Origin of the sequence: Streptococcus sp. 'group B', assembly GCF_002073795.1 — a bacterium.
In the GTDB taxonomy this organism is placed as follows: domain Bacteria; phylum Bacillota; class Bacilli; order Lactobacillales; family Streptococcaceae; genus Streptococcus; species Streptococcus agalactiae.
Genome location: NZ_CP020432.1, coordinates 1,572,038 through 1,597,139, shown reverse-complemented (window position 1 = coordinate 1,597,139; position 25,102 = coordinate 1,572,038). Strand labels below are relative to the sequence as shown.

25 protein-coding genes, 2 tRNA genes, 1 pseudogene and 1 other annotated feature (1 of these 29 only partly in view) are annotated in these 25,102 nt (G+C 34.7%); all 28 genes and pseudogenes read left to right on the top strand.

Translation table 11 applies throughout. The annotated features are described in order from the left end of the window. Window positions 1–55 (top strand) — a sequence feature (ribosomal protein L21 leader region) (it extends 25 nt beyond the left edge of the window). 34 nt (window positions 56–89) lie between these two features. The 28 genes and pseudogenes from rplU (at window position 90) to A6J68_RS08255 (ending at window position 25,068) form a co-directional block, all read left to right on the top strand. After that, on the top strand, window positions 90–404 hold the full coding sequence (gene rplU, locus A6J68_RS08390; protein ID WP_000109135.1) for a 50S ribosomal protein L21: 315 nt from the start codon (window positions 90–92) through the stop codon (window positions 402–404). 6 nt (window positions 405–410) lie between these two features. Beyond that, on the top strand, window positions 411–749 hold the full coding sequence (locus tag A6J68_RS08385) for a ribosomal-processing cysteine protease Prp (protein ID WP_000588481.1): 339 nt from the start codon (window positions 411–413) through the stop codon (window positions 747–749). A 21-nt stretch (window positions 750–770) separates the two neighbouring features. Further along, entirely contained in the window at window positions 771–1,064 is a 294-nt protein-coding gene (gene rpmA, locus A6J68_RS08380; RefSeq protein ID WP_000916503.1) for a 50S ribosomal protein L27, read from the top strand. Window positions 1,065–1,279: 215 nt separating this feature from the next. After that, window positions 1,280–2,185: a LysR family transcriptional regulator gene (locus A6J68_RS08375; protein ID WP_001025683.1), complete on the top strand. Its 906-nt coding sequence runs from the start codon at window positions 1,280–1,282 to the stop codon at window positions 2,183–2,185. Between the two features lie 8 nt (window positions 2,186–2,193). Next, complete coding sequence (gene lspA / locus A6J68_RS08370; protein WP_001226250.1) at window positions 2,194–2,658, top strand: signal peptidase II; 465 nt, start codon at window positions 2,194–2,196, stop codon at window positions 2,656–2,658. Further along, complete coding sequence (locus tag A6J68_RS08365; protein ID WP_000406594.1) at window positions 2,642–3,532, top strand: RluA family pseudouridine synthase; 891 nt, start codon at window positions 2,642–2,644, stop codon at window positions 3,530–3,532. Before lspA ends, A6J68_RS08365 begins: the two co-directional genes overlap by 17 nt. Window positions 3,533–3,707: 175 nt before the next feature. Then, window positions 3,708–4,229, top strand: a complete 522-nt coding sequence (gene pyrR / locus A6J68_RS08360) for a bifunctional pyr operon transcriptional regulator/uracil phosphoribosyltransferase PyrR (RefSeq protein WP_000823056.1) — start codon at window positions 3,708–3,710, stop codon at window positions 4,227–4,229. A gap of 48 nt (window positions 4,230–4,277) precedes the next feature. Then, window positions 4,278–5,348, top strand: coding sequence for a carbamoyl phosphate synthase small subunit (locus tag A6J68_RS08355; RefSeq protein ID WP_001085246.1), 1,071 nt, complete (start codon window positions 4,278–4,280; stop codon window positions 5,346–5,348). A gap of 55 nt (window positions 5,349–5,403) precedes the next feature. Then, window positions 5,404–7,002 carry a carbamoyl phosphate synthase large subunit gene (locus A6J68_RS08350; protein ID WP_001869278.1) on the top strand — a complete coding sequence of 533 codons (1,599 nt, stop codon included), beginning with the start codon at window positions 5,404–5,406 and terminating at the stop codon, window positions 7,000–7,002. A gap of 201 nt (window positions 7,003–7,203) precedes the next feature. After that, on the top strand, window positions 7,204–8,448 hold the full coding sequence (locus A6J68_RS08345; RefSeq protein WP_000044613.1) for an efflux RND transporter periplasmic adaptor subunit: 1,245 nt from the start codon (window positions 7,204–7,206) through the stop codon (window positions 8,446–8,448). Between the two features lie 2 nt (window positions 8,449–8,450). Then, on the top strand, window positions 8,451–9,161 hold the full coding sequence (locus A6J68_RS08340) for an ABC transporter ATP-binding protein (protein ID WP_000210672.1): 711 nt from the start codon (window positions 8,451–8,453) through the stop codon (window positions 9,159–9,161). 14 nt (window positions 9,162–9,175) lie between these two features. Then, window positions 9,176–10,423 (top strand): ABC transporter permease, encoded by a 1,248-nt coding sequence (locus tag A6J68_RS08335; RefSeq protein ID WP_000432854.1) that lies wholly within the window; start codon window positions 9,176–9,178, stop codon window positions 10,421–10,423. Window positions 10,424–10,551: 128 nt separating this feature from the next. Further along, a complete protein-coding gene (gene rpsP / locus A6J68_RS08330; RefSeq protein WP_000268757.1) occupies window positions 10,552–10,824 on the top strand; it encodes a 30S ribosomal protein S16 in 273 nt (90 codons plus the stop codon). Between the two features lie 9 nt (window positions 10,825–10,833). Next, the gene (locus A6J68_RS08325) at window positions 10,834–11,076 is read left to right on the top strand and encodes a KH domain-containing protein (protein ID WP_000379626.1); all 243 of its coding nucleotides are present in this window, start codon (window positions 10,834–10,836) and stop codon (window positions 11,074–11,076) included. A 131-nt stretch (window positions 11,077–11,207) separates the two neighbouring features. Beyond that, window positions 11,208–12,719: a M protein trans-acting positive regulator PRD domain-containing protein gene (locus A6J68_RS08320; protein WP_000895685.1), complete on the top strand. Its 1,512-nt coding sequence runs from the start codon at window positions 11,208–11,210 to the stop codon at window positions 12,717–12,719. Between the two features lie 107 nt (window positions 12,720–12,826). After that, window positions 12,827–12,898, top strand: a tRNA-Gln gene (locus A6J68_RS08315). An 8-nt stretch (window positions 12,899–12,906) separates the two neighbouring features. Continuing rightward, a tRNA-Glu gene (locus tag A6J68_RS08310) sits at window positions 12,907–12,978 on the top strand. A 62-nt stretch (window positions 12,979–13,040) separates the two neighbouring features. Next, complete coding sequence (gene rimM, locus A6J68_RS08305) at window positions 13,041–13,559, top strand: ribosome maturation factor RimM (protein WP_000455620.1); 519 nt, start codon at window positions 13,041–13,043, stop codon at window positions 13,557–13,559. After that, a complete protein-coding gene (gene trmD / locus A6J68_RS08300; protein WP_000975542.1) occupies window positions 13,546–14,301 on the top strand; it encodes a tRNA (guanosine(37)-N1)-methyltransferase TrmD in 756 nt (251 codons plus the stop codon). Before rimM ends, trmD begins: the two co-directional genes overlap by 14 nt. Beyond that, on the top strand, window positions 14,282–15,274 hold the full coding sequence (locus A6J68_RS08295) for an NAD(P)/FAD-dependent oxidoreductase (RefSeq protein WP_001044158.1): 993 nt from the start codon (window positions 14,282–14,284) through the stop codon (window positions 15,272–15,274). The genes trmD and A6J68_RS08295 overlap by 20 nt, the downstream gene beginning before the upstream one ends. 136 nt (window positions 15,275–15,410) lie before the next feature. Beyond that, the gene (locus A6J68_RS08290; protein ID WP_000185920.1) at window positions 15,411–16,481 is read left to right on the top strand and encodes a PTS sugar transporter subunit IIC; all 1,071 of its coding nucleotides are present in this window, start codon (window positions 15,411–15,413) and stop codon (window positions 16,479–16,481) included. A 12-nt stretch (window positions 16,482–16,493) separates the two neighbouring features. Then, window positions 16,494–17,417 carry a 2-dehydropantoate 2-reductase gene (locus A6J68_RS08285; RefSeq protein WP_000964162.1) on the top strand — a complete coding sequence of 308 codons (924 nt, stop codon included), beginning with the start codon at window positions 16,494–16,496 and terminating at the stop codon, window positions 17,415–17,417. A 211-nt stretch (window positions 17,418–17,628) separates the two neighbouring features. Next, window positions 17,629–19,263: an SH3 domain-containing protein gene (locus A6J68_RS08280; protein ID WP_000976038.1), complete on the top strand. Its 1,635-nt coding sequence runs from the start codon at window positions 17,629–17,631 to the stop codon at window positions 19,261–19,263. Window positions 19,264–19,406: 143 nt separating this feature from the next. Then, a pseudogene (locus tag A6J68_RS08275) lies at window positions 19,407–20,642 on the top strand (aminoacyltransferase). Window positions 20,643–20,772: 130 nt separating this feature from the next. Then, complete coding sequence (locus A6J68_RS08270) at window positions 20,773–21,516, top strand: DeoR/GlpR family DNA-binding transcription regulator (RefSeq protein ID WP_000920254.1); 744 nt, start codon at window positions 20,773–20,775, stop codon at window positions 21,514–21,516. After that, window positions 21,513–22,424 carry a 1-phosphofructokinase gene (gene pfkB / locus A6J68_RS08265; RefSeq protein ID WP_000640758.1) on the top strand — a complete coding sequence of 304 codons (912 nt, stop codon included), beginning with the start codon at window positions 21,513–21,515 and terminating at the stop codon, window positions 22,422–22,424. The genes A6J68_RS08270 and pfkB overlap by 4 nt, the downstream gene beginning before the upstream one ends. After that, the gene (locus A6J68_RS08260; RefSeq protein WP_000701401.1) at window positions 22,421–24,385 is read left to right on the top strand and encodes a fructose-specific PTS transporter subunit EIIC; all 1,965 of its coding nucleotides are present in this window, start codon (window positions 22,421–22,423) and stop codon (window positions 24,383–24,385) included. Before pfkB ends, A6J68_RS08260 begins: the two co-directional genes overlap by 4 nt. A gap of 188 nt (window positions 24,386–24,573) precedes the next feature. Then, window positions 24,574–25,068 carry a DUF2127 domain-containing protein gene (locus A6J68_RS08255; protein ID WP_000598909.1) on the top strand — a complete coding sequence of 165 codons (495 nt, stop codon included), beginning with the start codon at window positions 24,574–24,576 and terminating at the stop codon, window positions 25,066–25,068. Window positions 25,069–25,102: the final 34 nt, after the last annotated feature.

The window sequence follows — 25,102 nt, the reverse complement described above, 5'->3', positions numbered from 1 at the left end:
GTTAGATTAAGTAGGGCAAGGCTCTCACGATTTATAGGCGAGTCTTCACAGAGGGAAACCTCACAAGAAATTTTTATAGGAGGTGCATCATGAGCACATACGCAATCATCAAAACTGGTGGTAAACAAGTTAAAGTTGAAGTAGGACAAGCTATCTACGTTGAAAAACTTGACGTTGAAGCAGGAGCAGAAGTTACATTTAACGAAGTTGTTCTTGTTGGTGGTGAAACAACTAAAGTTGGTACTCCAGTTGTTGAAGGAGCTACTGTTGTTGGTACTGTTGAAAAACAAGGCAAACAAAAGAAAGTTGTTTCTTACAAATACAAACCTAAAAAAGGTAGCCACCGTAAACAAGGTCACCGTCAACCTTATACAAAAGTTGTTATCAACGCAATCAACGCTTAATTTTTCATGATTAAAGCAACTTTTACTCGTAATCAATCAGGCTATCTTTATAGTGCTGAAATCAGCGGTCATGCTGGTAGTGGCGAGTACGGCTTTGATGTGATTTGTGCAGCTGTTAGTACTTTATCAATTAATTTTATTAATTCATTAGAGGCTTTAACAACCTGCCAAGCGCAATTGATTATCAATGACGTTGAAGGTGGTTATATGAAGATAGATTTATCTTCTATACCACAACATAAAGAGGATAAGGTTCAATTATTATTTGAGTCTTACCTTCTTGGAATGACTAATCTGTCTAAAGATTCTTCTGAATTTGTTAGTACAGTAGTCATGACACACTAATTTAAGAGAGGACACAACATTATGTTAAAAATGAATCTTGCTAACTTGCAACTTTTCGCCCACAAAAAAGGTGGAGGTTCTACATCAAACGGACGTGATTCACAAGCAAAACGTCTTGGAGCTAAAGCAGCTGACGGACAAACAGTATCAGGTGGATCAATTCTTTACCGTCAACGCGGTACACACATCTATCCAGGTGCTAACGTTGGACGTGGTGGGGACGATACACTTTTTGCTAAAGTTGAAGGTGTTGTTCGTTTCGAACGTAAAGGACGCGATAAAAAACAAGTGTCTGTTTACCCAATCGCAAAATAATGCCTAGTTAAGACTTTATGACTATTCATAAGGTCTTTTATTATTGTCAGAGCTTTCATTTTGTAACAAAAGACAATATGTTAAGAGATTTATCATTAATACTCATAAACTTTGTTGTTCTTTTATAGTGAAATAGTCCTAATTCATGAAGAATTTTCCGCAAGGATAGTTATTTTTTGGTATAATGAAGGGTACTAAAATGAGGAAGTGATAAAATGAATATTCAACAACTGCGTTATGTTGTTGCTATCGCAAATAGTGGTACTTTTCGTGAAGCAGCTGCAAAACTATTTGTTAGTCAGCCAAGTTTATCTGTTGCCGTTCGTGATTTGGAAACAGAATTAGGGTTTCAGATTTTTACGCGTACAACTACTGGTGCAGTGTTGACCAATCAAGGCATGACTTTTTATGAGAATGCTTTAGAAGTTGTGAAAAGCTTTGATTCATTCGAAAAACAGTTTTCGCAATCTGAAGCTACAGAGCAAGAATTCTCAATAGCAAGTCAACATTATGATTTTCTACCTCCTTTAATCACAGCGTTTTCAAAATGTAATGATAATTTTAGCTATTTCCGTATTTTCGAATCAACAACAATACGTATCTTAGATGAAGTTGCTCAAGGGAATAGCGAAATAGGTATCATTTATATCAATAGTCAAAATAAAAAAGGTCTACTTCAGCGGTTGGACAAATTGGGGTTAGAGTTTGTAGAGCTTATTCCTTTTAAAACTCATATTTATCTTGGGAAAGACCATCCCTTGGCTAGTAAAACATCTCTGATAATGACAGATTTAGAAGGATTACCAACCGTACGTTTTACACAGGATAGAGATGATTATCGGTATTACTCGGAGAATTTTGTGGAAGTACTTGATAGTTCTGTTACCTATAATGTTACTGATAGAGCAACATTAAATGGTATTTTAGAAAGAACCCAAGCTTATGCGACGGGCTCAGGATTCTTGGATAGCCGCAGTGTGAATGGTATCACTGTTATTCCATTAGAAGATCATCTAGATAACCAAATGATTTATATCAAACGAAAAGATCGTAATTTATCTCAGATGGCTTTAAAATTTGTTGCTGTTATGGAAGAGTATTTTAAGGGATTTAATTCATAGGAGAAGTAATGAGAAAGATTATTATACCAATAATAACTATTTTGTTGATTGCTTTAGATCAACTATCTAAGTTATGGATTGTTAAACATATTGAACTAAACCAAATTAAGGAATTCATTCCAAATATCGTTAGTCTAACTTATCTGAGAAATTATGGTGCTGCATTTTCTATTTTGCAAAATCAACAATGGCTTTTTACCTTAATTACAATCTTTGTTGTTTGTGTTGCTATTATTTATTTGATGAAACATATTAATGGAAGTTATTGGTTATTAATTTCTCTAACCTTAATCATCTCTGGTGGATTAGGAAACTTTATAGATCGCTTAAGATTAGGTTATGTCGTTGATATGGTGCATTTAGATTTTATTAATTTTGCTATCTTTAATGTAGCAGACTCATATCTGACAATCGGTATTATTTGCTTAATGATTGCACTTTGGAAAGAGGAAAGTAATGGAAATCACAATTAAAATAGCAGGAGTTAGGCTAGATAAAGCTTTAGCTGATAATTCTGAACTGTCGCGTAGTCAAGCTAATGAAGAAATTAAAAAAGGGATTGTGTTAGTAAATGGACAAGTAAAAAAAGCGAAATATACTGTTCAAGAAGGAGATCGGATTACTTTTGATATTCCTAAAGAGGAAGTACTAGATTATCAAGCTGAAAATATCCCTTTAGATATTATCTATCAAGATGATGACGTTGCTGTGGTTAATAAGCCGCAAGGGATGGTTGTTCACCCTTCTGCAGGCCACAGTTCGGGCACCTTAGTTAACGCCTTGATGTATCATATTAAGGATTTATCATCAATTAATGGCGTTGTTCGCCCAGGGATCGTTCATCGTATTGATAAAGATACTTCTGGTTTATTGATGGTTGCAAAAAATGATAGAGCTCACCAAGTGTTGGCTGAAGAGTTGAAAGATAAAAAATCGCTTCGTAAATATTTAGCAATTGTGCATGGTAATTTACCAAATGATCGAGGCGTGATTGAGGCTCCGATTGGTAGAAGTGATAAAGATCGTAAGAAGCAAGCCGTGACTGCTAAAGGTAAGCCAGCAATAACTCGTTTTCATGTTTTAGAACGTTTTGGTGATTATACCTTAGTTGAATTGTCATTGGAGACAGGTCGAACGCACCAAATTCGGGTTCATATGGCTTATATTGGCCATCCTCTAGCCGGTGATCCTGTCTACGGTCCCCGCAAGACTTTAGGGGGTAAAGGACAGTTTTTGCATGCACAAACACTAGGTTTTACGCACCCTAGTAACGGAGAGAATTTGATTTTTTCAGTAGAGGTTCCGGAAATTTTTCAGACAACTTTAGACAAGTTGAGAAAAAATTAAGTTTTTCTTGAAAAATACTTTTACCATTTGCTATAATATAAGCAAATCATTCCTTTAACCTTATCCAGTGAGATAGTTAAGGAGAAACTTCAGACTAAATCAATGCCTGAGCGGCTTTGTCATTCTAGAGAGTCTCCTTTTGAAGGGGCTCTTTTATCTTAGAGAGGATACTGCAATGAAAAGAAAAGAAATTATTGATGATGTGACCATGAAACGTGCTATTACACGTATTACCTACGAAATTATAGAACGTAACAAAAATTTAGATAATATTGTTTTAGCAGGCATTAAAACAAGAGGTGTTTTTTTAGCCAAACGCATTCAAGAACGTTTGAAGCAATTAGAAAATTTAGATATTCCCGTTGGAGAATTGGATACTAAACCTTTCCGTGATGATATGAAAGTTGAAGTTGACACCACAACTATGCCAGTTGACATCACTGATAAAGATATTATATTAATTGATGATGTTCTCTATACAGGTCGCACTATTCGAGCTGCTATTGATAATCTTGTTAGTTTGGGGCGTCCGAGTCGTGTCAGTTTAGCTGTATTAATTGACCGTGGGCATCGTGAACTACCCATTCGTGCAGATTATGTGGGGAAAAATATTCCAACAAGTCAATTTGAAGAAATTCTAGTTGAAGTGATGGAACATGATGGTTACGATCGTGTGAGTATTATTGATCCGAGTTAAGTAGACGACTATTATTTACGATGATTTTATAGAAGGGGAAGAACCACAATGGCAAAAAAATTGTTAATTCTAGAGGATGGTACGGTTTTTGAAGGACTATCCTTTGGTTCATCTCTTGATGTAACTGGCGAATTAGTTTTTTGTACGGGGAATACCGGCTATCAGGAAATAATAACGAATCCTTCACATAATGGAAAAATTTTAGTTTTTACCTCACCGCTAATAGGAAATTATGGTATTCATCGTAGTTACTCTGAAGCCATTATTCCCACTTGTTTAGGAGTTGTTGTTGCAGAGTATTCCAGATGTGTAAGTAGCGATACTAGCAAGATGAATCTAGATGAATTTTTGAAAATGAAAAAGGTTCCTGCAATGTCGGGGGTCGATACAAGGTATTTGATGCAAGTTATTAAAGAAAAAGGATTTGTAAAAGCTACTTTAGCAGAAGCAGGTGATGTTTTATCACATTTACAAGATCAATTAATAGCGACAGTATTACCGACAAATAATGTGGAACAAGTTTCGACAAAAACAGCTTATCCGTCGCCTGCTAGCGGTCGAAATATTGTTGTACTTGATTTTGGCCTTAAACATTCTGTTTTGAGAGAATTGTCTAAACGTCAGTGTGACGTGACTGTCATTCCCTACAATACGTCTTTAGAAGGTATCAAAAATCTATACCCAGAAGGTATCATATTATCTAATGGTCCGGGAAATCCAGAAAAGCTTCAGGAAGTCTTAAACACTATTAAAGAATTACAAAAATCTGTTCCTATGTTAGGTATTGGTTTGGGGCATCAATTAATTGCCATGGCAAATGGTGCAGAAATTATGAGACTCCCAGTTGCTAAGAAGGGGCCAAATTATCCCATGAGAGATATTGCTACGGGGCGTTTAGAAACAGTTATTCAGTTTAATCATTTTACCGTTAACCGGCTAAATCTTCCGCATGATTTACTGGTAACACACGAAGGTTTGAATGATCAAGAGATTGTTGCTCTAAGGCACCGCTCATTTCCAGTGATGTCCGTGCAATTTTACCCAGAGGCTGCTCCAGGCCCTCATGATGTGACCTATTTTTTTGATGAATTTTTAGAAATGATTGGATCACGCGCTTAAACATAAGGTATTATTTAAAGTCAGTCGGTGAGCTGATTAATAAGGAGGTGCGTATATGCTAAATACAAAGGATAAACAGCCTATTTTGCTTATTATTTTCGGACAGAAAATGAAAGAATATGACGATTTAATTAGATCAACTGTTGAGAGGTTATCTAAAAGGAATAGACCTGTTAGTATTCTTATCTCGAAGGAGCTAAACCATGTGATTCACCATTATGATGCACAATTTGAAAATCTTGAGACGCTTGTGGGGTATATAAATACACATGAAGATAGTTTGATTTATCCCCTTTGCTTAGATAAAAATCATGAGCTATTTCAAGAGTTTTTAGCGTGGCAGAGTCATTATTCAAGGCAGTATATCAGTGATAATTTATCAGAAAAAAGTGTTCAGGCAATAGACAATAATCAAGACTTTGTGCAAGTAGATTGTTTAGTAATGAGAGACTCTTTGAATAATTGTTTATATGTCTCTGATTTAGAATATATTGAATCTAATAAAACAACTGGTAAGTCTCTAGCGATTGTACCAAGTCAAACTTTATCCGATGCTGCTAGGCAAACAATTCGAGATGTTGCATTTGATGTGTGTCGAAAGGCAAACATTATTGGAGTATGTTACTTTAGTTTCTTAATAGATTTGAACAGTTTGGATTATCATATAATTAGCTTATCATCTGGTTTGTCTTATCAAAGCATTTTATTTGAGACTATTACGACCTATCCTGTTTTAGAGATAGCAACTAAATTGACAGTGGGATATACTTTTAGTCAACTGAAGCATTCTTATTACCCAAATACCTCTGCCTTTTTAGAGCCGCAATTAGACTATGTAGCTACCGTATCTTTTAGTTTTGAAAAAGTTGACTATATCTTTTTTGCTCGTAATATAGAGCAATTATTTTTAAATTTACTCGAGGCTAGCAGTCATGATCATTTTCCATTTCTGAGTGATATTAGCGAGGAAGATTTGATGTTTGCTTTGATTCAGAAAAAAGAAAATCGTCTAGCTTATCTTTTAGAGGCTTTTAGACGTGGCTTTGATTTGTATGATTTATCCTCAGTTACTAAAATCAACCCTTTTTACTTAGATAAATGTTTACATATTGTAGAGTTGTATGAAAACCTGAATAAAAGCCAATATAATGTAGATATTTACAAGGATGCTAAAAGGTATGGTTTTTCGGATGACTATATTGCTAGTAGTTGGCAAATATCTTTGATAGACATGTTAGAATATCGAAAAAAACATAGTGTCGCACCTGTTCTGAAGCAAGTCGAACAAAGTTCTGGTGTTCTAACTGGCCATCAAATTCAGTATTTTCGAAGCTATGATTGGCATTCAGACTACAGTTCTAGCGGTTGTCAAAAGGCTTTGATAATGGTAGACAAGGGTTATTCCCTAGTAAAATTAAATGAGTTAATTAAGCAAATCAAACAAACTCATTTAGAATTATTAATTGTTACCAATCAACCTCTCCTCATAGAACAATTAAATGATACATCTATAATTTTTGACACTATAGGTATTGAGACCATATTAACAATTATGGGTATAGAAGAGGTGGAAGAAGTGTATTTATTGGGAGAAAGTCAAGCAGACATGTTTTCAAAAATGAAAAATTTTTCTATCTCTTGTCAGTCTATTTAGCAATTCTTAATAAAAGCTGAGATATAGATCTCAGCTTTTATTTGTGGTAAAAAGTAAAGTACTTTCAATTTTGTAAGTTCTTTCTATGAGCAAAATAGTATACTTAATGAGTAAAAATATTATTTTTAAAGAATTTTCTTGACAATATTATTTAAAAATAATACACTTGTTCTATATTAATAATACAAACAGGAGATGGACATGAGTAAACGACAAAATTTAGGGATTAGTAAAAAAGGAGCAATTATATCAGGGCTCTCAGTGGCACTAATTGTAGCAGTAGGTGGCTTTTTATGGGTACAATCTCAACCTAATAAGAGTGCAGTAAAAACTAATTACAAAGTTTTTAATGTTAGAGAAGGAAGTGTTTCGTCCTCAACTCTTTTGACAGGAAAAGCTAAGGCTAATCAAGAACAGTATGTGTATTTTGATGCTAATAAAGGTAATCGAGCAACTGTTACAGTTAAAGTGGGTGATAAAATCACAGCTGGTCAGCAGTTAGTTCAATATGATACAACAACTGCACAAGCAGCCTACGACACTGCTAATCGTCAATTAAATAAAGTAGCGCGTCAGATTAATAATCTAAAGACAACAGGGAGTTTTCCAGCTATGGAATCAAGTGATCAATCTTCATCATCATCACAAGGACAAGGGACTCAATCGACTAGTGGTGCGACGAATCGTCTACAGCAAAATTATCAAAGTCAAGCTAATGCTTCATACAACCAACAACTTCAAGATTTGAATGATGCTTATGCAGATGCACAGGCAGAAGTAAATAAAGCACAAAAAGCATTGAATGATACTGTTATTACAAGTGACGTATCAGGGACAGTTGTTGAAGTTAATAGTGATATTGATCCAGCTTCAAAAACTAGTCAAGTACTTGTCCATGTAGCAACTGAAGGTAAACTCCAAGTACAAGGAACGATGAGTGAGTATGATTTGGCTAATGTTAAAAAAGATCAGGCTGTTAAAATAAAATCTAAGGTCTATCCTGACAAGGAATGGGAAGGTAAAATTTCATATATCTCAAATTATCCAGAAGCAGAAGCAAACAACAATGACTCTAATAACGGCTCTAGTGCTGTAAATTATAAATATAAAGTAGATATTACTAGCCCTCTCGATGCATTAAAACAAGGTTTTACCGTATCAGTTGAAGTAGTTAATGGAGATAAGCACCTTATTGTCCCTACAAGTTCTGTGATAAACAAAGATAATAAACACTTTGTTTGGGTATACAATGATTCTAATCGTAAAATTTCCAAAGTTGAAGTCAAAATTGGTAAAGCTGATGCTAAGACACAAGAAATTTTATCAGGTTTGAAAGCAGGACAAATCGTGGTTACTAATCCAAGCAAAACTTTCAAGGATGGGCAAAAAATTGATAATATTGAATCAATCGATCTTAAGTCTAATAAGAAATCAGAGGTGAAATAATCGTGACAACTAATCGAAAAGAACTGATTAGATTGCATCAGATTGTTAAAAGTTATCAAAATGGGGATCAAAAACTTCAAGTCTTAAAGAACATTGATTTGACGGTTTATGAAGGTGAATTTCTTGCAATCATGGGGCCATCTGGCTCAGGGAAATCCACACTAATGAATATTATTGGCTTGTTGGATTCCCCAACTTCAGGAGATTATAGTTTAAATGGTAAACGTGTCGAAGAACTAAGTCAAACAAAATTAGCTCAAGTTCGAAATAAGGAAATCGGTTTTGTCTTTCAACAATTTTTCTTGTTATCTAAACTAACGGCTTTGCAAAATGTTGAATTACCCTTAATTTATGCGGGTGTAGCTCCTAAAAAGCGTAAAAATTTAGCAAAACAATTTTTAGATAAAGTTGAATTGAGAGAGCGTATGAACCATCTGCCAACAGAATTATCTGGGGGACAGAAGCAACGTGTAGCAATCGCGCGTGCTTTGGTGAATAGCCCATCTATTATTCTAGCAGATGAGCCGACTGGTGCCTTGGATACAAAGACGGGTGAGCAAATTATGCAGTTCCTAACGGAATTAAATCAAGAAGGTAAAACCATTATCATGGTAACTCATGAACCAGAAATCGCCGATTATGCGACACGTAAAATTGTTATTCGTGATGGCGAAATTACAGCAGATACTACTGATAGTATTAGAATTGATTAAGGGGAGATTCGATTATGGAAAATTGGAAATTTGCCCTATCATCGATTCTAGGGCACAAGATGCGTGCTTTTCTGACCATGTTAGGGATTATCATTGGGGTTGCATCAGTTGTGTTAATTATGGCCTTAGGTAAGGGCATGAAAGATTCGGTTACAAATGAGATTACAAAGTCTCAGAAGAATCTTCAAATTTATTATAAAACAAAAGAAGACCAAAAAAATGAGGATAACTTTGGAGCTCAAGGGGCTTTCATGCAAGGTAGTGATACCAACCGTAAGGAACCAATTATTCAAGAATCATGGTTAAAAAAGATTGCTAAGGAAGTAGATGGTGTTAGTGGCTACTATGTAACCAATCAAACAAATGCTCCAGTAGCTTACCTTGAAAAAAAGGCAAAGACGGTTAATATAACAGGAATTAACCGCACTTACCTTGGTATCAAAAAGTTCAAAATTAAAAGTGGTCGTCAATTCCAAGAGGAGGATTATAACCAATTCTCGAGAGTTATTTTACTAGAAGAAAAATTAGCTCAGAGATTATTTCAGACAAATGAAGCAGCGTTAAATAAAGTGGTGACTGTAAAAAATAAATCTTACTTAGTAGTGGGGGTTTATTCGGATCCAGAAGCTGGCTCAGGTTTATATGGAAGTAATTCTGATGGGAATGCTATTTTAACCAATACACAGTTAGCTTCGGAGTTTGGTGCTAAAGAAGCAGAAAACATATATTTTCATCTTAATGATGTGTCGCAATCCAATCGCATTGGTAAAGAAATAGGCAAACGTTTAACAGACATTAGCCATGCTAAGGATGGGTACTATGATAATTTTGATATGACATCTATAGTTAAATCTATCAATACCCAAGTTGGTATTATGACAGGTGTTATTGGAGCGATTGCAGCAATTTCTCTCCTAGTTGGTGGTATCGGAGTGATGAATATTATGTTAGTCTCTGTAACTGAGCGCACGAGAGAAATTGGCCTTCGTAAAGCCCTTGGGGCAACTCGACGTAAAATTTTAGCTCAATTTTTAATTGAATCAATGGTCTTAACGATTTTGGGTGGGTTAATTGGGTTATTACTAGCCTATGGAGGTACGATGTTAATTGCTAATGCGCAAGATAAGATTACTCCTTCTGTGTCACTTAACGTGGCTATAGGCAGTTTAATTTTCTCAGCATTTATTGGAATTATATTTGGTTTATTACCTGCTAATAAAGCTAGCAAATTAAACCCAATTGATGCTTTACGATATGAATAAAAAAACATGTACTCTGTCAAGATTTTTTCTTGACAGAGTTTGTATTTATGTTATACTTAGTAAGGTAAAGTTGTTAGTTAAGCTATCAACGACCAAATATAAAGAAAAAGAAAAGAGACTATTTAAAAATGGCAGTAAAAATCCGTTTAACTCGTATGGGTTCTAAGAAGAAACCTTTCTACCGTATCAATGTTGCAGATTCACGTGCACCACGTGACGGACGTTTTATTGAAACTGTTGGAACATACAACCCATTAGTTGCAGAAAACCAAGTTACAATCAAAGAAGAACGTGTTCTTGAATGGTTATCAAAAGGTGCACAACCTTCAGATACAGTTCGTAACCTTCTTTCAAAAGCTGGAGTTATGACTAAATTCCACGATCAAAAATTCTCAAAATAATAAAAGCCTATGGATACCATTGAAAATCTCATTATTGCTATTGTGAAACCTTTGATTTCACAACCAGATCAGTTAACCATAAAAATTCAGGATGGCCCAGAATTTTTAGAGTACCATCTTGATTTAGATACCCAAGACATCGGTCGTGTTATCGGCAAAAAGGGTCGTACAATTACAGCGATAAGGTCGATTGTCTATTCGGTACCAACACAAGGGAAAAAAGTAAGACTCATCATTGATGAGAAAGAATAATTTATTCTAAAAGATAGGAACTTCCTGTCTTTTTTGTTATATCTACACAAAAATTGTGAGTTTTTTAGTCTTTTAGAATATAATGGATGTGAAAGGGAATTTTCTGATTTTTTATTAAGGAGGATAAGATATTGCTATTTGATTTTCTCGAAGAAAAAATAAAACTGAAAGCATACCTGATGACCGCCTTACTTGATGATGGAGAAATTAACCTTGATCACTTTAAAACAGAATATGCTTTGAGTGAAAAGATTTTACAAGGTCTTATTTCGGAACTACAAATACTTTATTCTGATTTCTACCTTGTTGTCAAAAGTAGAACAATGGTATTGTTCCATTACGAAACACTTTCTAAGCTAGAGACTTTGCATACCATTTATCGAGAGTCTAATACGTTACAGTTTTTGGCATATTTTATTGCTCCTCAAAATGTCAGTTTTTCTGAATTCACGGCTAAGAAATTCATATCCGTCGCAAGTGCCTACCGAATAAAGAAAAACTGTAAACTTTATTTGGAGAGTGTTAAGTTATCAATACAAAAAAATAAAGTGACAGGTCCAGAATATCAGATTAGGCTGCTGATTGCTTTGTTACAGTATCATTTTGGTTTTATTATTTATCCTTTTGATGCTACAAGTGAGGTAATGATAAGGGATTTTATTGAATACTCGAATTTTAAAGGGTGTGACTACGACCTTAAAGACTTATCTGAAGAATATTACTATTTTTATATTTTGGTGAATTTAGTTTGGAAAAGAAAAGAATATAAAGTAGAAATTCCTCAAACAGAATCCTTTAATCAACTAAAAAAATCTATTCTCTACATGGAGTTATCCAAAGCAGCTCAAAAGAGTATTGCTATACATCTTGGTATAGAGTTGAATGAAGGTTTACTTGATTATCTATATTTAGTGTTTTGTATTAGTGATGGTCCTCTATTTAGCAATCGAGATGATATCAATATCAACGAAGAATTTATTTTTGCTTCTTATAAGATATCAAAGTCTAAAGCCTTTAAGAATTTTTGTGGTCGATTATTGGGTAGAGAATTTATTGACTCGCAGCATTTTAAAGATATTAATGCCTATTTTTTGAGACATTTTATTTGTTATTGTTATTATTTTATTCCTGATTTTTATTTTTTAAATACATCAAGGCTGAGCTATTCTAAGGATTTATATCACCTATTAGATAAAGGTCTGGCTGATATTTTTAACCTTAAAGGAGGGAATTTAACTTTTTCAAAACATGAGACAGTGCTACTAACAATGCAATTATCTAACTTAATAGAGACTTTCTTAGCTCCTCTTTCTGTATATGTAATTTCATCTAGTAATATTAGATTACAAACCTATCAAGTAATGTTAAACCAATATTTTACATCTAAGATAGCGGAATTCTTTTTTGTAAACTATCAAACGACTCAGATAGATGAAAAATTACTAAAAAAAGCAGATATCATTATTGCTGAGAGACGCTATATATCTTCTTTAAAAAATGACTCAGGTGTGGCTATACAAGATATATTAGAAATTGGGATGAATAATAAGCAGTACCATGAACTACTTTTACAAGCTATTATCGAAAAAAGGGACCAAAAAGTTTTTGAATATATTTCAAAAATGAAACATAAAATACTTTGATAGACTCTATATGAGCTTTATTAAAAGGGATAAAATCGAAATTTAAAATTTAATTCGAAAAGATATTGACAGTAATCTAGAATTTCGATATACTAGATTTTGTCTTTTGGGGTATAGCCAAGCGGTAAGGCAAGGGACTTTGACTCCCTCATGCGTTGGTTCGAATCCAGCTACCCCAGTTTCACATGGTCCGTTGGTCAAGGGGTTAAGACACCGCCTTTTCACGGCGGTAACACGGGTTCGAATCCCGTACGGACTATCGTGGCCAGTTGCATTTTAGCGGCTGGTTTTTCTTTTATTTTCAAAAATATCGGAGTTACTATGGAATACTTTAACGTTGGAAAAATTGTCAATACACAAGGATTACAAGGCGAAATGCGTGTATTAAGCGTGACTGACTTTGTAGAAGAACGCTTTAAAAAAGGTCAAGTGTTAGCTTTATTCGATGAAAAGAATCAGTTTGTTATGGATATTGAAATTGCTAGTCATCGTAAGCAGAAGAATTTTGACATTATAAAATTCAAAGGAATGTATCATATTAATGATATTGAAAAATATAAAGGTTTCACACTGAAGGTGGCAGAGGATCAACTGAGCGACCTTAAAGATGGTGAATTTTATTATCATGAAATTATTGGCTTAGATGTCTATGAAGGGGAAGAGCTGATTGGAAAAATCAAAGAAATTTTACAACCAGGAGCAAATGACGTTTGGGTTGTGGAACGTCATGGAAAACGTGATCTTTTATTACCCTATATCCCGCCAGTAGTATTAGAAGTGGACCTTTCTAATCAGCGTGTTCAAGTTGAATTGATGGAAGGTTTAGATGATGAAGATTGATATTTTAACTTTATTTCCTGAAATGTTTGCCCCTCTGGAACATTCTATAGTTGGTAAGGCAAAAGAAAGAGGACTTCTTGAAATTAATTATCACAATTTCAGAGAAAATGCTGAGAAGTCTCGACATGTTGATGATGAGCCTTACGGTGGGGGGCAAGGGATGCTTTTACGTGCTCAACCTATTTTTGATACAATTGATAAAATAGATGCTCAAAAAGCACGTGTTATTTTGCTAGACCCAGCGGGCAGAACATTTGATCAGGATTTTGCAGAAGAACTATCCAAAGAAGATGAATTAATTTTTATTTGTGGTCACTATGAAGGTTATGATGAACGTATAAAATCATTAGTAACAGACGAAGTATCTTTGGGAGATTTTGTTCTTACGGGAGGAGAATTGGCGGCTATGACAATGGTCGATGCTACCGTTCGTCTGATTCCAGAAGTTATAGGTAAAGAAACAAGTCATCAGGATGATTCATTTTCATCGGGCCTATTAGAATATCCTCAGTATACGCGCCCATATGATTATTTAGGCATGACAGTTCCTGATGTTCTCATGAGTGGTCATCATGAGAACATCCGAAAATGGCGTTTAGAACAAAGTTTGCGAAAAACACTAGAACGTCGACCAGACTTGTTAGAAAATTATGCAATGACGGATGAAGAGAGACTTATCTTAGAGAAAATTAAAACAGAAATAGAAAGAACAGATACAGTAAATGAACAAAACAATTTATGATATCACTATTGTAGGAGGCGGACCAGTAGGTCTCTTTGCTGCTTTTTATGCTGGACTACGCGGAGTATCCGTTAAAATTATTGAAAGCCTTTCGGAATTAGGAGGCCAGCCAGCTATCCTTTATCCTGAGAAAAAAATCTATGATATTCCTGGTTATCCGGTGATTACTGGACGTGAATTAATTGATAAACATATTGAACAATTAGAGAGATTTAAAGACTCTATTGAAATCTGTTTAAAAGAAGAAGTTTTATCATTTGAAAAAGTAGATGATGTTTTCACAATTCAAACAGATAAAGATCAACATTTGTCACGTGCTATTGTTTTTGCTTGTGGCAACGGTGCTTTTGCTCCGCGTTTACTAGGTTTGGAAAATGAAGAAAATTATGCAGATAATAATTTATTCTATAACGTTACAAAGTTAGAACAGTTTGCAGGTAAACATGTTGTTATTTGTGGTGGAGGCGACTCAGCTGTTGATTGGGCCAATGAATTAGATAAGATTGCAGCTAGTGTAGCGATTGTTCATCGTAGAGATGCTTTTAGAGCGCATGAGCATAGTGTGGATATACTAAAGGCATCAGGTGTTAGAATTTTAACCCCTTATGTCCCAATTGGTTTAAATGGAGATAGTCAGAGAGTTAGCAGCTTGGTCGTTCAAAAAGTTAAAGGTGATGAAGTAATTGAATTACCTTTAGACAACTTGATTGTTAGTTTTGGCTTTTCTACTTCTAATAAAAATTTACGTTATTGGAATTTGGATTATAAACGGTCTAGTATCAATGTTTCTTCACTTTTTGAGACGACTCAAGAAGGCGTGTATGCTATTGGAGATGCTGCTAATTATCCAGGAAAGGTAGAATTGATTGCAACAGGATATGGGGAAGCACCAGTCGCTATAAACCAAGCTATCAATTATATTTATCCTGATCGAGATAACCGTGTAGTCCATTCAACATCATTGATAAAATAACTATAAATAAAACTGATAAGTTTATAAAAAAGGATTATATATATTGTTAAAAAAATAACAAAACTTCCTATTTATTTTGTGATATAATTAACTTTGTCGTTATGAATGATATTAAATAAATGAAGCGAGGTATTTTATGACAAATACGGTAACACCAAAAGAGACGGCTGGCTCTTTTATCAATAAAGTGTTAGGTGGGACAGCAACTGCAATCGTTGTAGCACTCATCCCAAATGCTATCCTAGCCACTTTTTTGAAACCATTTTTATCTTACGGACTTGCTGCAGAGTTCTTACACATCGTGCAGGTATTCCAATTTTTCACACCAATTATGGCAGGATTTTTGATTGGTCAACAGTTTAAATTCACCCCAATGCAACAGCTTGCTGTTGGAGGTGCTGCATATATTGGTTCTGGTGCGTGGGCTTACACAGAAGTTATTCAAAAAGGAGTTGCTACTGGTAGTTTCCAATTGCGTGGGATTGGTGATCTCATCAATATGATGCTAACAGCAGCTTTAGCAGTTTTAGCAGTTAAGTGGTTTGGTAATAAATTTGGTTCCCTAACCATTATCTTGTTACCTATTATCATAGGTACAGGCGTAGGCTATTTAGGATGGAAATTACTCCCTTACGTTTCATATGTGACAACACTTATTGGTCAAGGAATTAATTCTTTTACTACTTTACAACCAATTGCGATGTCAATTCTAATTGCGATGGCTTTTTCAATGCTTATTGTAAGTCCTATTTCAACAGTAGCGATTGGTCTAGCGATTGGTCTTAATGGTATGTCAGCAAGTGCAGCTTCAATGGGAGTTGCTTCAACAACAGCAGTGCTAGTTTGGGCAACGATGAAGGCTAATAAGTCTGGAGTTCCAATTGCTATTGCTTTAGGTGCAATGAAGATGATGATGCCAAATTTCCTAAAGCATCCAGTAATGGCGATTCCAATGCTTATGACTGCTACAGTAAGTTCTCTAACAGTCCCATTGTTTAAATTGGTGGGGACACCAGCTTCGTCTGGTTTTGGGCTTGTTGGTGCAGTAGGTCCGATTGCTTCATTTGAAGCAGGAGCAAGTATGTTGATTGTTATCTTATCTTGGCTCGTTATTCCTTTTGCAGTAGGTTTTGTATCACACAAAATTTGTAAAGACATTCTGAAACTTTATAAAGACGATATTTTCGTTTTTGAAGGTCAAAATTAATTTGGAGGTTGTATGTTAGTTTATATTGCTGGTTCAGGCGCTATGGGATGTCGTTTTGGATATCAAATTTCTAAAACAAATCATGATGTTATTTTACTTGATAATTGGGCAGACCATATTATGGCTATTAAAGAAAATGGCTTGAAGGTAACAGGTGATACAGAGGACCTTGTTAAACTTCCTATCATGAAGCCAACTGATGCGACAGAAGAAGCAGATTTAATTATTTTGTTTACTAAAGCAATGCAGTTGCCAAATATGCTTCAAGATATTAAAAAAATTATTGGTAAGAAAACAAAGGTCTTATGTCTTTTAAATGGATTAGGACATGAAGATGTCATTCGTCAATATATCCCTGAACACAATATTTTGATGGGAGTAACAGTTTGGACTGCAGGGTTGAAAGGACCAGGGCATGCTCATCTGGAAGGAGTTGGTTCTGTAAATCTTCAAAGTATCGATCCTAACAATCAAGAAGCAGGTCATCGCGTTACTGAATTGCTTAATGAAGCAAAATTACAGGCTACTTATGACGAAAATGTTTTGCCAAATATTTGGAGAAAAGCTTGTGTTAACGGAACGATGAATTCAACTTGCGCCTTGCTAGATTGTACAATTGGTCAACTCTTTGCTAGTGAAGACGGCGTAAATATGGTACATGAAATTATCCATGAATTTGTTACTGTTGGAAAAGCAGAAGGTGTAGAGCTTGATGAAGAAGAAATAACAAAGTACGTTATGGATACATCTGTTAAAGCAGCCCATCATTACCCTTCAATGCATCAAGACTTAGTTCAAAATCAGCGCTTAACTGAAATTGATTTCTTAAATGGCGCAGTGAATAAAAAAGGTGAAAACCTAGGCATTGATACACCTTACTGTCGATTAATCACACAATTAATTCACACTAAAGAAAATGTACTTAGCATAAAATAATAATCAACCGGGAGAATAGTGCCCGGTTTTTTGATATGCTTAATGATAATGATTTTGTTATACTAAGAATAATAAGAGTTGGGTATTTTTTTCGAGAAGTATTTACAGTATAAAATATTACATTTGTATTACAAATATTTCTAAAATATGTTGACATGTTACAAAAAGGATATTATAATAGTAGTGTAAATAAATAAGGAAGTAGGTGTTTATGATGAAAAAAGGACAAGTAAATGATACTAAGCAATCTTACTCTCTACGTAAATATAAATTTGGTTTAGCATCAGTAATTTTAGGGTCATTCATAATGGTCACAAGTCCTGTTTTTGCGGATCAAACTACATCGGTTCAAGTTAATAATCAGACAGGCACTAGTGTGGATGCTAATAATTCTTCCAATGAGACAAGTGCGTCAAGTGTGATTACTTCCAATAATGATAGTGTTCAAGCGTCTGATAAAGTTGTAAATAGTCAAAATACGGCAACAAAGGACATTACTACTCCTTTAGTAGAGACAAAGCCAATGGTGGAAAAAACATTACCTGAACAAGGGAATTATGTTTATAGCAAAGAAACCGAGGTGAAAAATACACCTTCAAAATCAGCCCCAGTAGCTTTCTATGCAAAGAAAGGTGATAAAGTTTTCTATGACCAAGTATTTAATAAAGATAATGTGAAATGGATTTCATATAAGTCTTTTGGTGGCGTACGTCGATACGCAGCTATTGAGTCACTAGATCCATCAGGAGGTTCAGAGACTAAAGCACCTACTCCTGTAACAAATTCAGGAAGCAATAATCAAGAGAAAATAGCAACGCAAGGAAATTATACATTTTCACATAAAGTAGAAGTAAAAAATGAAGCTAAGGTAGCGAGTCCAACTCAATTTACATTGGACAAAGGAGACAGAATTTTTTACGACCAAATACTAACTATTGAAGGAAATCAGTGGTTATCTTATAAATCATTCAATGGTGTTCGTCGTTTTGTTTTGCTAGGTAAAGCATCTTCAGTAGAAAAAACTGAAGATAAAGAAAAAGTGTCTCCTCAACCACAAGCCCGTATTACTAAAACTGGTAGACTGACTATTTCTAACGAAACAACTACAGGTTTTGATATTTTAATTACGAATATTAAAGATGATAACGGTATCGCTGCTGTTAAGGTACCGGTTTGGACTGAACAAGGAGGGCAAGATGATATTAAATGGTATACAGCTGTAACTACTGGGGATGGCAACTACAAAGTAGCTGTATCATTTGCTGACCATAAGAATGAGAAGGGTCTTTATAATATTCATTTATACTACCAAGAAGCTAGTGGGACACTTGTAGGTGTAACAGGAACTAAAGTGACAGTAGCTGGAACTAATTCTTCTCAAGAACCTATTGAAAATGGTTTACCAAAGACTGGTGTTTATAATATTATCGGAAGTACTGAAGTAAAAAATGAAGCTAAAATATCAAGTCAGACCCAATTTACTTTAGAAAAAGGTGACAAAATAAATTATGATCAAGTATTGACAGCAGATGGTTACCAGTGGATTTCTTACAAATCTTATAGTGGTGTTCGTCGCTATATTCCTGTGAAAAAGCTAACTACAAGTAGTGAAAAAGCGAAAGATGAGGCGACTAAACCGACTAGTTATCCCAACTTACCTAAAACAGGTACCTATACATTTACTAAAACTGTAGATGTGAAAAGTCAACCTAAAGTATCAAGTCCAGTGGAATTTAATTTTCAAAAGGGTGAAAAAATACATTATGATCAAGTGTTAGTAGTAGATGGTCATCAGTGGATTTCATACAAGAGTTATTCCGGTATTCGTCGCTATATTGAAATTTAAAGCTAAATCTTTTTAGATTTAGCTTTACTAATATTATGTGTGTTGGAAAAAACAGTGGAGATTTACGTCAAAATTATATTATTTGGATAGTATCGAATAGATAGAATGTGGAGAAAAGTAGGAAATAGTTAAGAAAGGTATTTATGACGCTTCGAGAATTAACAATAGAAGAATTTAAAGAACATTCAGGAAATTATGATTCACAATCATTTTTACAAACACCTGAGATGGCTAAACTTTTAGAAAAACGCGGCTATGATGTTAGGTATTTGGGATATCAAGTAGAAAATAAACTAGAGATAATCAGTTTATCTTATATTATGCCAGTCACTGGTGGTTTTCAAATGAAAATTGATTCAGGACCAGTTCATTCAAATTCTAAGTATCTAAAACAATTTTATAAAGCATTGCAAGGCTATGCCAAATCCAACGGTGTTCTAGAATTAATAGTTGAGCCTTTTGATGATTACCAATTATTCACTAGTTCGGGAGTTCCTAGTAATCAGGGAAATGATAATCTGATTGAAGATTTTACCAGTTCAGGTTATCACCATGATGGTTTAACAACTGGTTTTACTGGTAAATATTTATCTTGGCACTATGTTAAAAATTTAGAAGGTGTCACTTCTGAAACGTTACTATCTTCATTCTCTAAGACAGGACGAGCTTTGGTTAAGAAAGCAATGTCTTTTGGAATCAAGGTTCGCGTTCTTAAACGTGATGAGCTACATTTATTTAAAGAGATAACAACTTCTACGTCAAATAGACGTGATTATATGGATAAGTCCTTAGATTATTATCAAGATTTTTACGATAGCTTTGAAGGCAAGGCTGAATTTGTGATTGCCACTTTAAATTTTAGAGAATACGACCATAACTTGCAAATAAAAGCTGAAGCATTGGAAAATAAGCTTAAATTGCTTGATGAACGTTTTAGGGAAAATGCAGACTCTCCTAAGTATCATAGGCAACGCTCTGAAATAATTAATCAACTGGCTAGTTTTGAAACACGACGACAAGAAGTTCAGTCATTTATTCAAAAGTATGATAACCAAGACGTTGTTTTAGCTGGTAGTCTATTTGTTTATAGTCTTAAGGAGACAGTTTATTTCTTTTCAGGATCCTACACAGAATTTAATAAATTTTATGCACCAGCAGTTCTTCAGGAATATGTTATGCAAGAGGCTCTCAAAAGAGGTTCTACTTTCTATAACCTCCTAGGTATTTAGGGAACTTTTGATGGTTCAGATAGTATTCTTCGCTTTAAACAGAATTTTAATGGTTATATCATTCGTAAAATGGGAACTTTTAACTATTATCCAAGTCCTTTTAAATACAAAGGAATTCAGCTTCTTAAAAAGGTTTTGAAGAGAAATTAAAGTATTTGTAAAAGCTAATCTTTAGATTAGGCTTTTTTAGTTTATTGATAGTTTTTGGAAGAAAATGCTTGACATTGAAAGAAAAAGAGATATAATTAAATTGCAAACGATTTCAATTCAAGGAGGGACTATGCTAAAGTCAAAGAGAAAAGAAATTATCTTATCACGACTTGAGCAAAATAAGAGTGTTACTTTAGATGAATTAACGTCTATCTTAGAGACTTCTGAATCTACAGTTCGCAGGGATTTAGATGAACTTGAATCTGAAGGTTTTTTAAAAAGGGTGCATGGTGGTGCTGAATTACCATACTCACTTGGCCAGGAATTAAGTAATCAAGAAAAATCTATCAAAAACGTTCAAAAAAAATTGGATATTGCTAGACAAACTGCAAAGCTGATAGCAAAGCAAGATGTTATATTTATTGATGCCGGAACTACGACAGAATTATTAATTGATTTTCTCCCTCACGAGCAATTAACGGTGGTGACGAATTCTATTCATCATGCTGCAAAGTTAGTTGATAGAGGGATAAAAACAATCATTATCGGAGGAGCGGTTAAACATTCAACAGATGCTAGTATTGGCCAGGTAGCCATTAATCAGATTAGGCAGATAACGGTTGACAAAGCTTTTCTGGGGATGAATGGTATAGATGAAGTTTATTTAACTACACCAGATTTAGAAGAAGCTGCTATTAAAGAAGCTATTATTAATAATAGTCAACAAACCTTTATTCTAATGGATTCATCTAAAATTGGACAAGTTACATTTGCTAAAGTGAAAGAGATAAATGACATTAATTTAGTAACTAATAAGACTGATTCAGAACTTATGACAATAATAAAAGAGAAAATGAAGGTGATTCAAGTATGATTTATACAGTAACATTAAATCCATCGATTGATTTTATTGTTCGTCTAGATACACTATTGTTGGGTAGTGTTAACCGTATGACTAGCGATGATAAATATGTAGGTGGTAAAGGAATTAATGTTAGTCGCATATTAAAACGCTTAAAAATTGACAATACTGCTACAGGTTTTATCGGTGGATTTACAGGACATTTTGTTGAAGATGGACTTGTATCAGAAGGTATCAAAACTGACTTTGTTTCTGTTAATGAAGATACACGTATCAACGTTAAAGTAAAAGCAAAAATTGAAACTGAAATCAATGGCGGGGGTCCTAGGATAACAAATGAACAACTTCATCGTCTAGAGAAACTTCTTTCGAGACTAACACCTGAGGACACAGTAGTTTTCGCAGGTTCAGCACCAGCTAGCCTTGGAAATAAGGTCTATAATACATTGATTCCAATTGCTAAAAAGACAGGAGCGGAAGTTGTTTGCGATTTTGAAGGTCAGACACTTTTAGACGCTCTTGCTTATCAGCCTCTTTTAGTAAAACCGAATAACCATGAATTAGCAGATATTTTTGGCGTAGAGCTAGAAGGTCTGCCTGATATCGAAAAATATGCACATAAGATTCTAGATAAAGGAGCTAAGAATGTTATCGTTTCTATGGCAGGGGATGGTGCATTGTTAGTAACTCCAGAAGCTTCATATTTTGCAAAACCGATTAAGGGTGAAGTGAAAAATTCCGTTGGGGCTGGTGATTCAATGGTAGCTGGCTTTACAGGAGAATTTGTTAAGTCAAAAAATCCAGTAGAAGCACTAAAATGGGGCGTAGCTTGTGGTACAGCAACCACTTTCTCAGATGATTTAGCAACAGCTGAGTTTATCCAAGATATTTATAATAAAGTTGAGGTAGAAAAATTATGAAAATCCAAGACCTACTAAAAAAAGAAGTTATGATTATGGATTTAAAAGCAACCAGTAAAGAGGCTGCAATTGATGAAATGATTACAAAATTAGTTGACACAGGTGTTGTGACAAACTTTGCTATTTTTAAAGATGGTATCATGAAGCGTGAGGCACAAACATCAACTGGATTAGGTGATGGTATCGCTATGCCACATAGTAAAAATGCTGCCGTTAAAGAAGCTACTGTCCTTTTTGCAAAATCTGCATCAGGTGTTGATTACGAAGCACTTGATGGACAGCCAACTGATTTATTCTTTATGATTGCTGCGCCAGATGGTGCTAATGATACGCATTTAGCTGCCTTGGCAGAACTATCTAAATATCTTTTAAAAGAAGGGTTCGCTGATCAATTACGTCAAGCAAAAACGCCAGATGACATTATTGCTACTTTTGATAGTAATAGCATTTCTCAAGAAACAGTAGCTCCACAAACAGTACAATCAACAAGTAAAGGTTCAGATTATATTGTTGCAGTAACAGCTTGCACTACGGGAATTGCCCACACGTATATGGCAGAAGAAGCTTTAAAGAAAAAAGCAGCTGAAATGGGTGTAGGTATTAAAGTTGAAACAAATGGCGCTTCTGGTGTAGGAAATAAGTTGACTTCAAGTGATATTGCAAGGGCTAAGGGTGTTATTATTGCAGCAGATAAGGCTGTAGAGATGGATCGTTTTGATGGCAAACCTTTGGTATCACGTCCGGTAGCTGATGGTATTAAAAAAAGTGAAGACTTAATTAACATTATTCTCGATAATAAGGCACAAACCTATCATGCAAAAAATCAAAATGATAAACAATCAGGTGAATCTGATGGAAAATCAGGCTTAGGCTCTGCTTTTTATAAACACCTTATGGGTGGTGTATCACAAATGTTACCATTCGTTATTGGTGGTGGTATTATGATTGCGATTGCTTTCCTTTTTGATAACATACTTGGTGTACCAAAAGACCAATTAAGTAATTTAGGTTCATACCATGAAATTGCAGCCTTATTCAAAAATATCGGTGGCGCAGCATTTGCATTTATGTTACCAGTATTGGCAGGTTATATCGCTTATTCAATAGCTGAAAAACCAGGACTAGTAGCTGGCTTCGTAGCTGGTTCAATTGCATCAAGTGGACTGGCATTCGGTAAAGTACCTTTTGCAGAAGGTGGGAAAGCAACCTTAGCATTAGCAGGTGTGCCATCAGGTTTCTTAGGGGCTTTAGTAGGTGGTTTCTTAGCTGGTGGAGTTATCCTACTACTTAGAAAATTACTTTCAGGTCTCCCAAAATCGCTTGAAGGTATTAAATCAATTCTTCTATACCCATTGTTAGGTGTTTTGATTACAGGTTTCTTGATGTTGCTCGTAAACATTCCAATGGCAGCTATCAACACAGCTCTTAACACTTTCTTACAAGGTTTATCTGGTAGTTCAGCAGTCTTGATGGGCTTACTAGTTGGTGGTATGATGGCTGTAGATATGGGTGGGCCTGTTAATAAAGCAGCTTATGTTTTTGGTACAGGTACTCTTGCAGCAACTGTTGCAAATGGCGGCTCTGTTGTTATGGCAGCTGTAATGGCTGGAGGAATGGTTCCACCGTTAGCAGTATTTGTGGCAACTTTATTATTTAAAGATAAATTTAATAATGAAGAACGTCAATCTGGTCTAACAAATATCGTTATGGGGTTATCTTTTATCACTGAAGGTGCTATTCCGTTTGGTGCTGCTGACCCAGCTCGTGCAATCCCTAGCTTTATTGTAGGTTCAGCCTTAACTGGAGCACTTGTTGGTTTAGCTGGTATCAAGTTGATGGCTCCTCATGGAGGGATTTTTGTCATCGCATTAACAAGTAATCCTTTACTTTATATTCTATTTATTCTAATTGGAGCGATAGTCTCAGGTGTACTCTTTGGCTTGTTCCGTAAAACAAAATAGTTAATCTCAACTTATCCAAATTTACATTGAATAAAAGGTGAATAAACTATCGTTATTGGGTCTATTCGCCTTTTTATGTTGTAAAAGAATGGTAGATTAATCATTAATAATTGCTAATCTTTTTTCAATAGGATATGATTTATTTAAGCAAAAAAATGGATAATATGATTGAGGAAAGGAGGTAAGCAATGATTAAATGGAATGAAAAAGAAACAAAACTAGTTGATACAAGTTTTTCAATTATGTTGTATCTAAAAACGCTATTTGCAGTCGGACAAGTAGTAGCTGGCGTTTTATTATATTATTTTAAACCTACACAAATAAAACATCTCCTATTTCTTTTAACTGAAGGTGAAGTTCACGGTGGGATTCATGGTTTTATTTCTGCTCATTTCTTGAAAATAAGCAGTTATATTAATGATTCGGCTAGTCATTTAGCCGCTATCTATCTATTAATTCATGGCGGTATCAAATTAGTAGCACTTATTTTATTACATAAAGAGAAATTATTTGCTTACCCTTTATCAATTTTAGTTTTCGTTGGGTTTATCATTTTCCAACTAAGGGAATATTTTTCTAGTCATAGCATTTTAATGATTTTTCTATGTGTATTTGATGTTATCATGATAATTTTAACATGGTTAGAATATCAGAAAATGAAATTGAATTTTTCAAAAAGGTGACTTCCCCCATGCCTTAGCGCTTGTTTTTATAAGC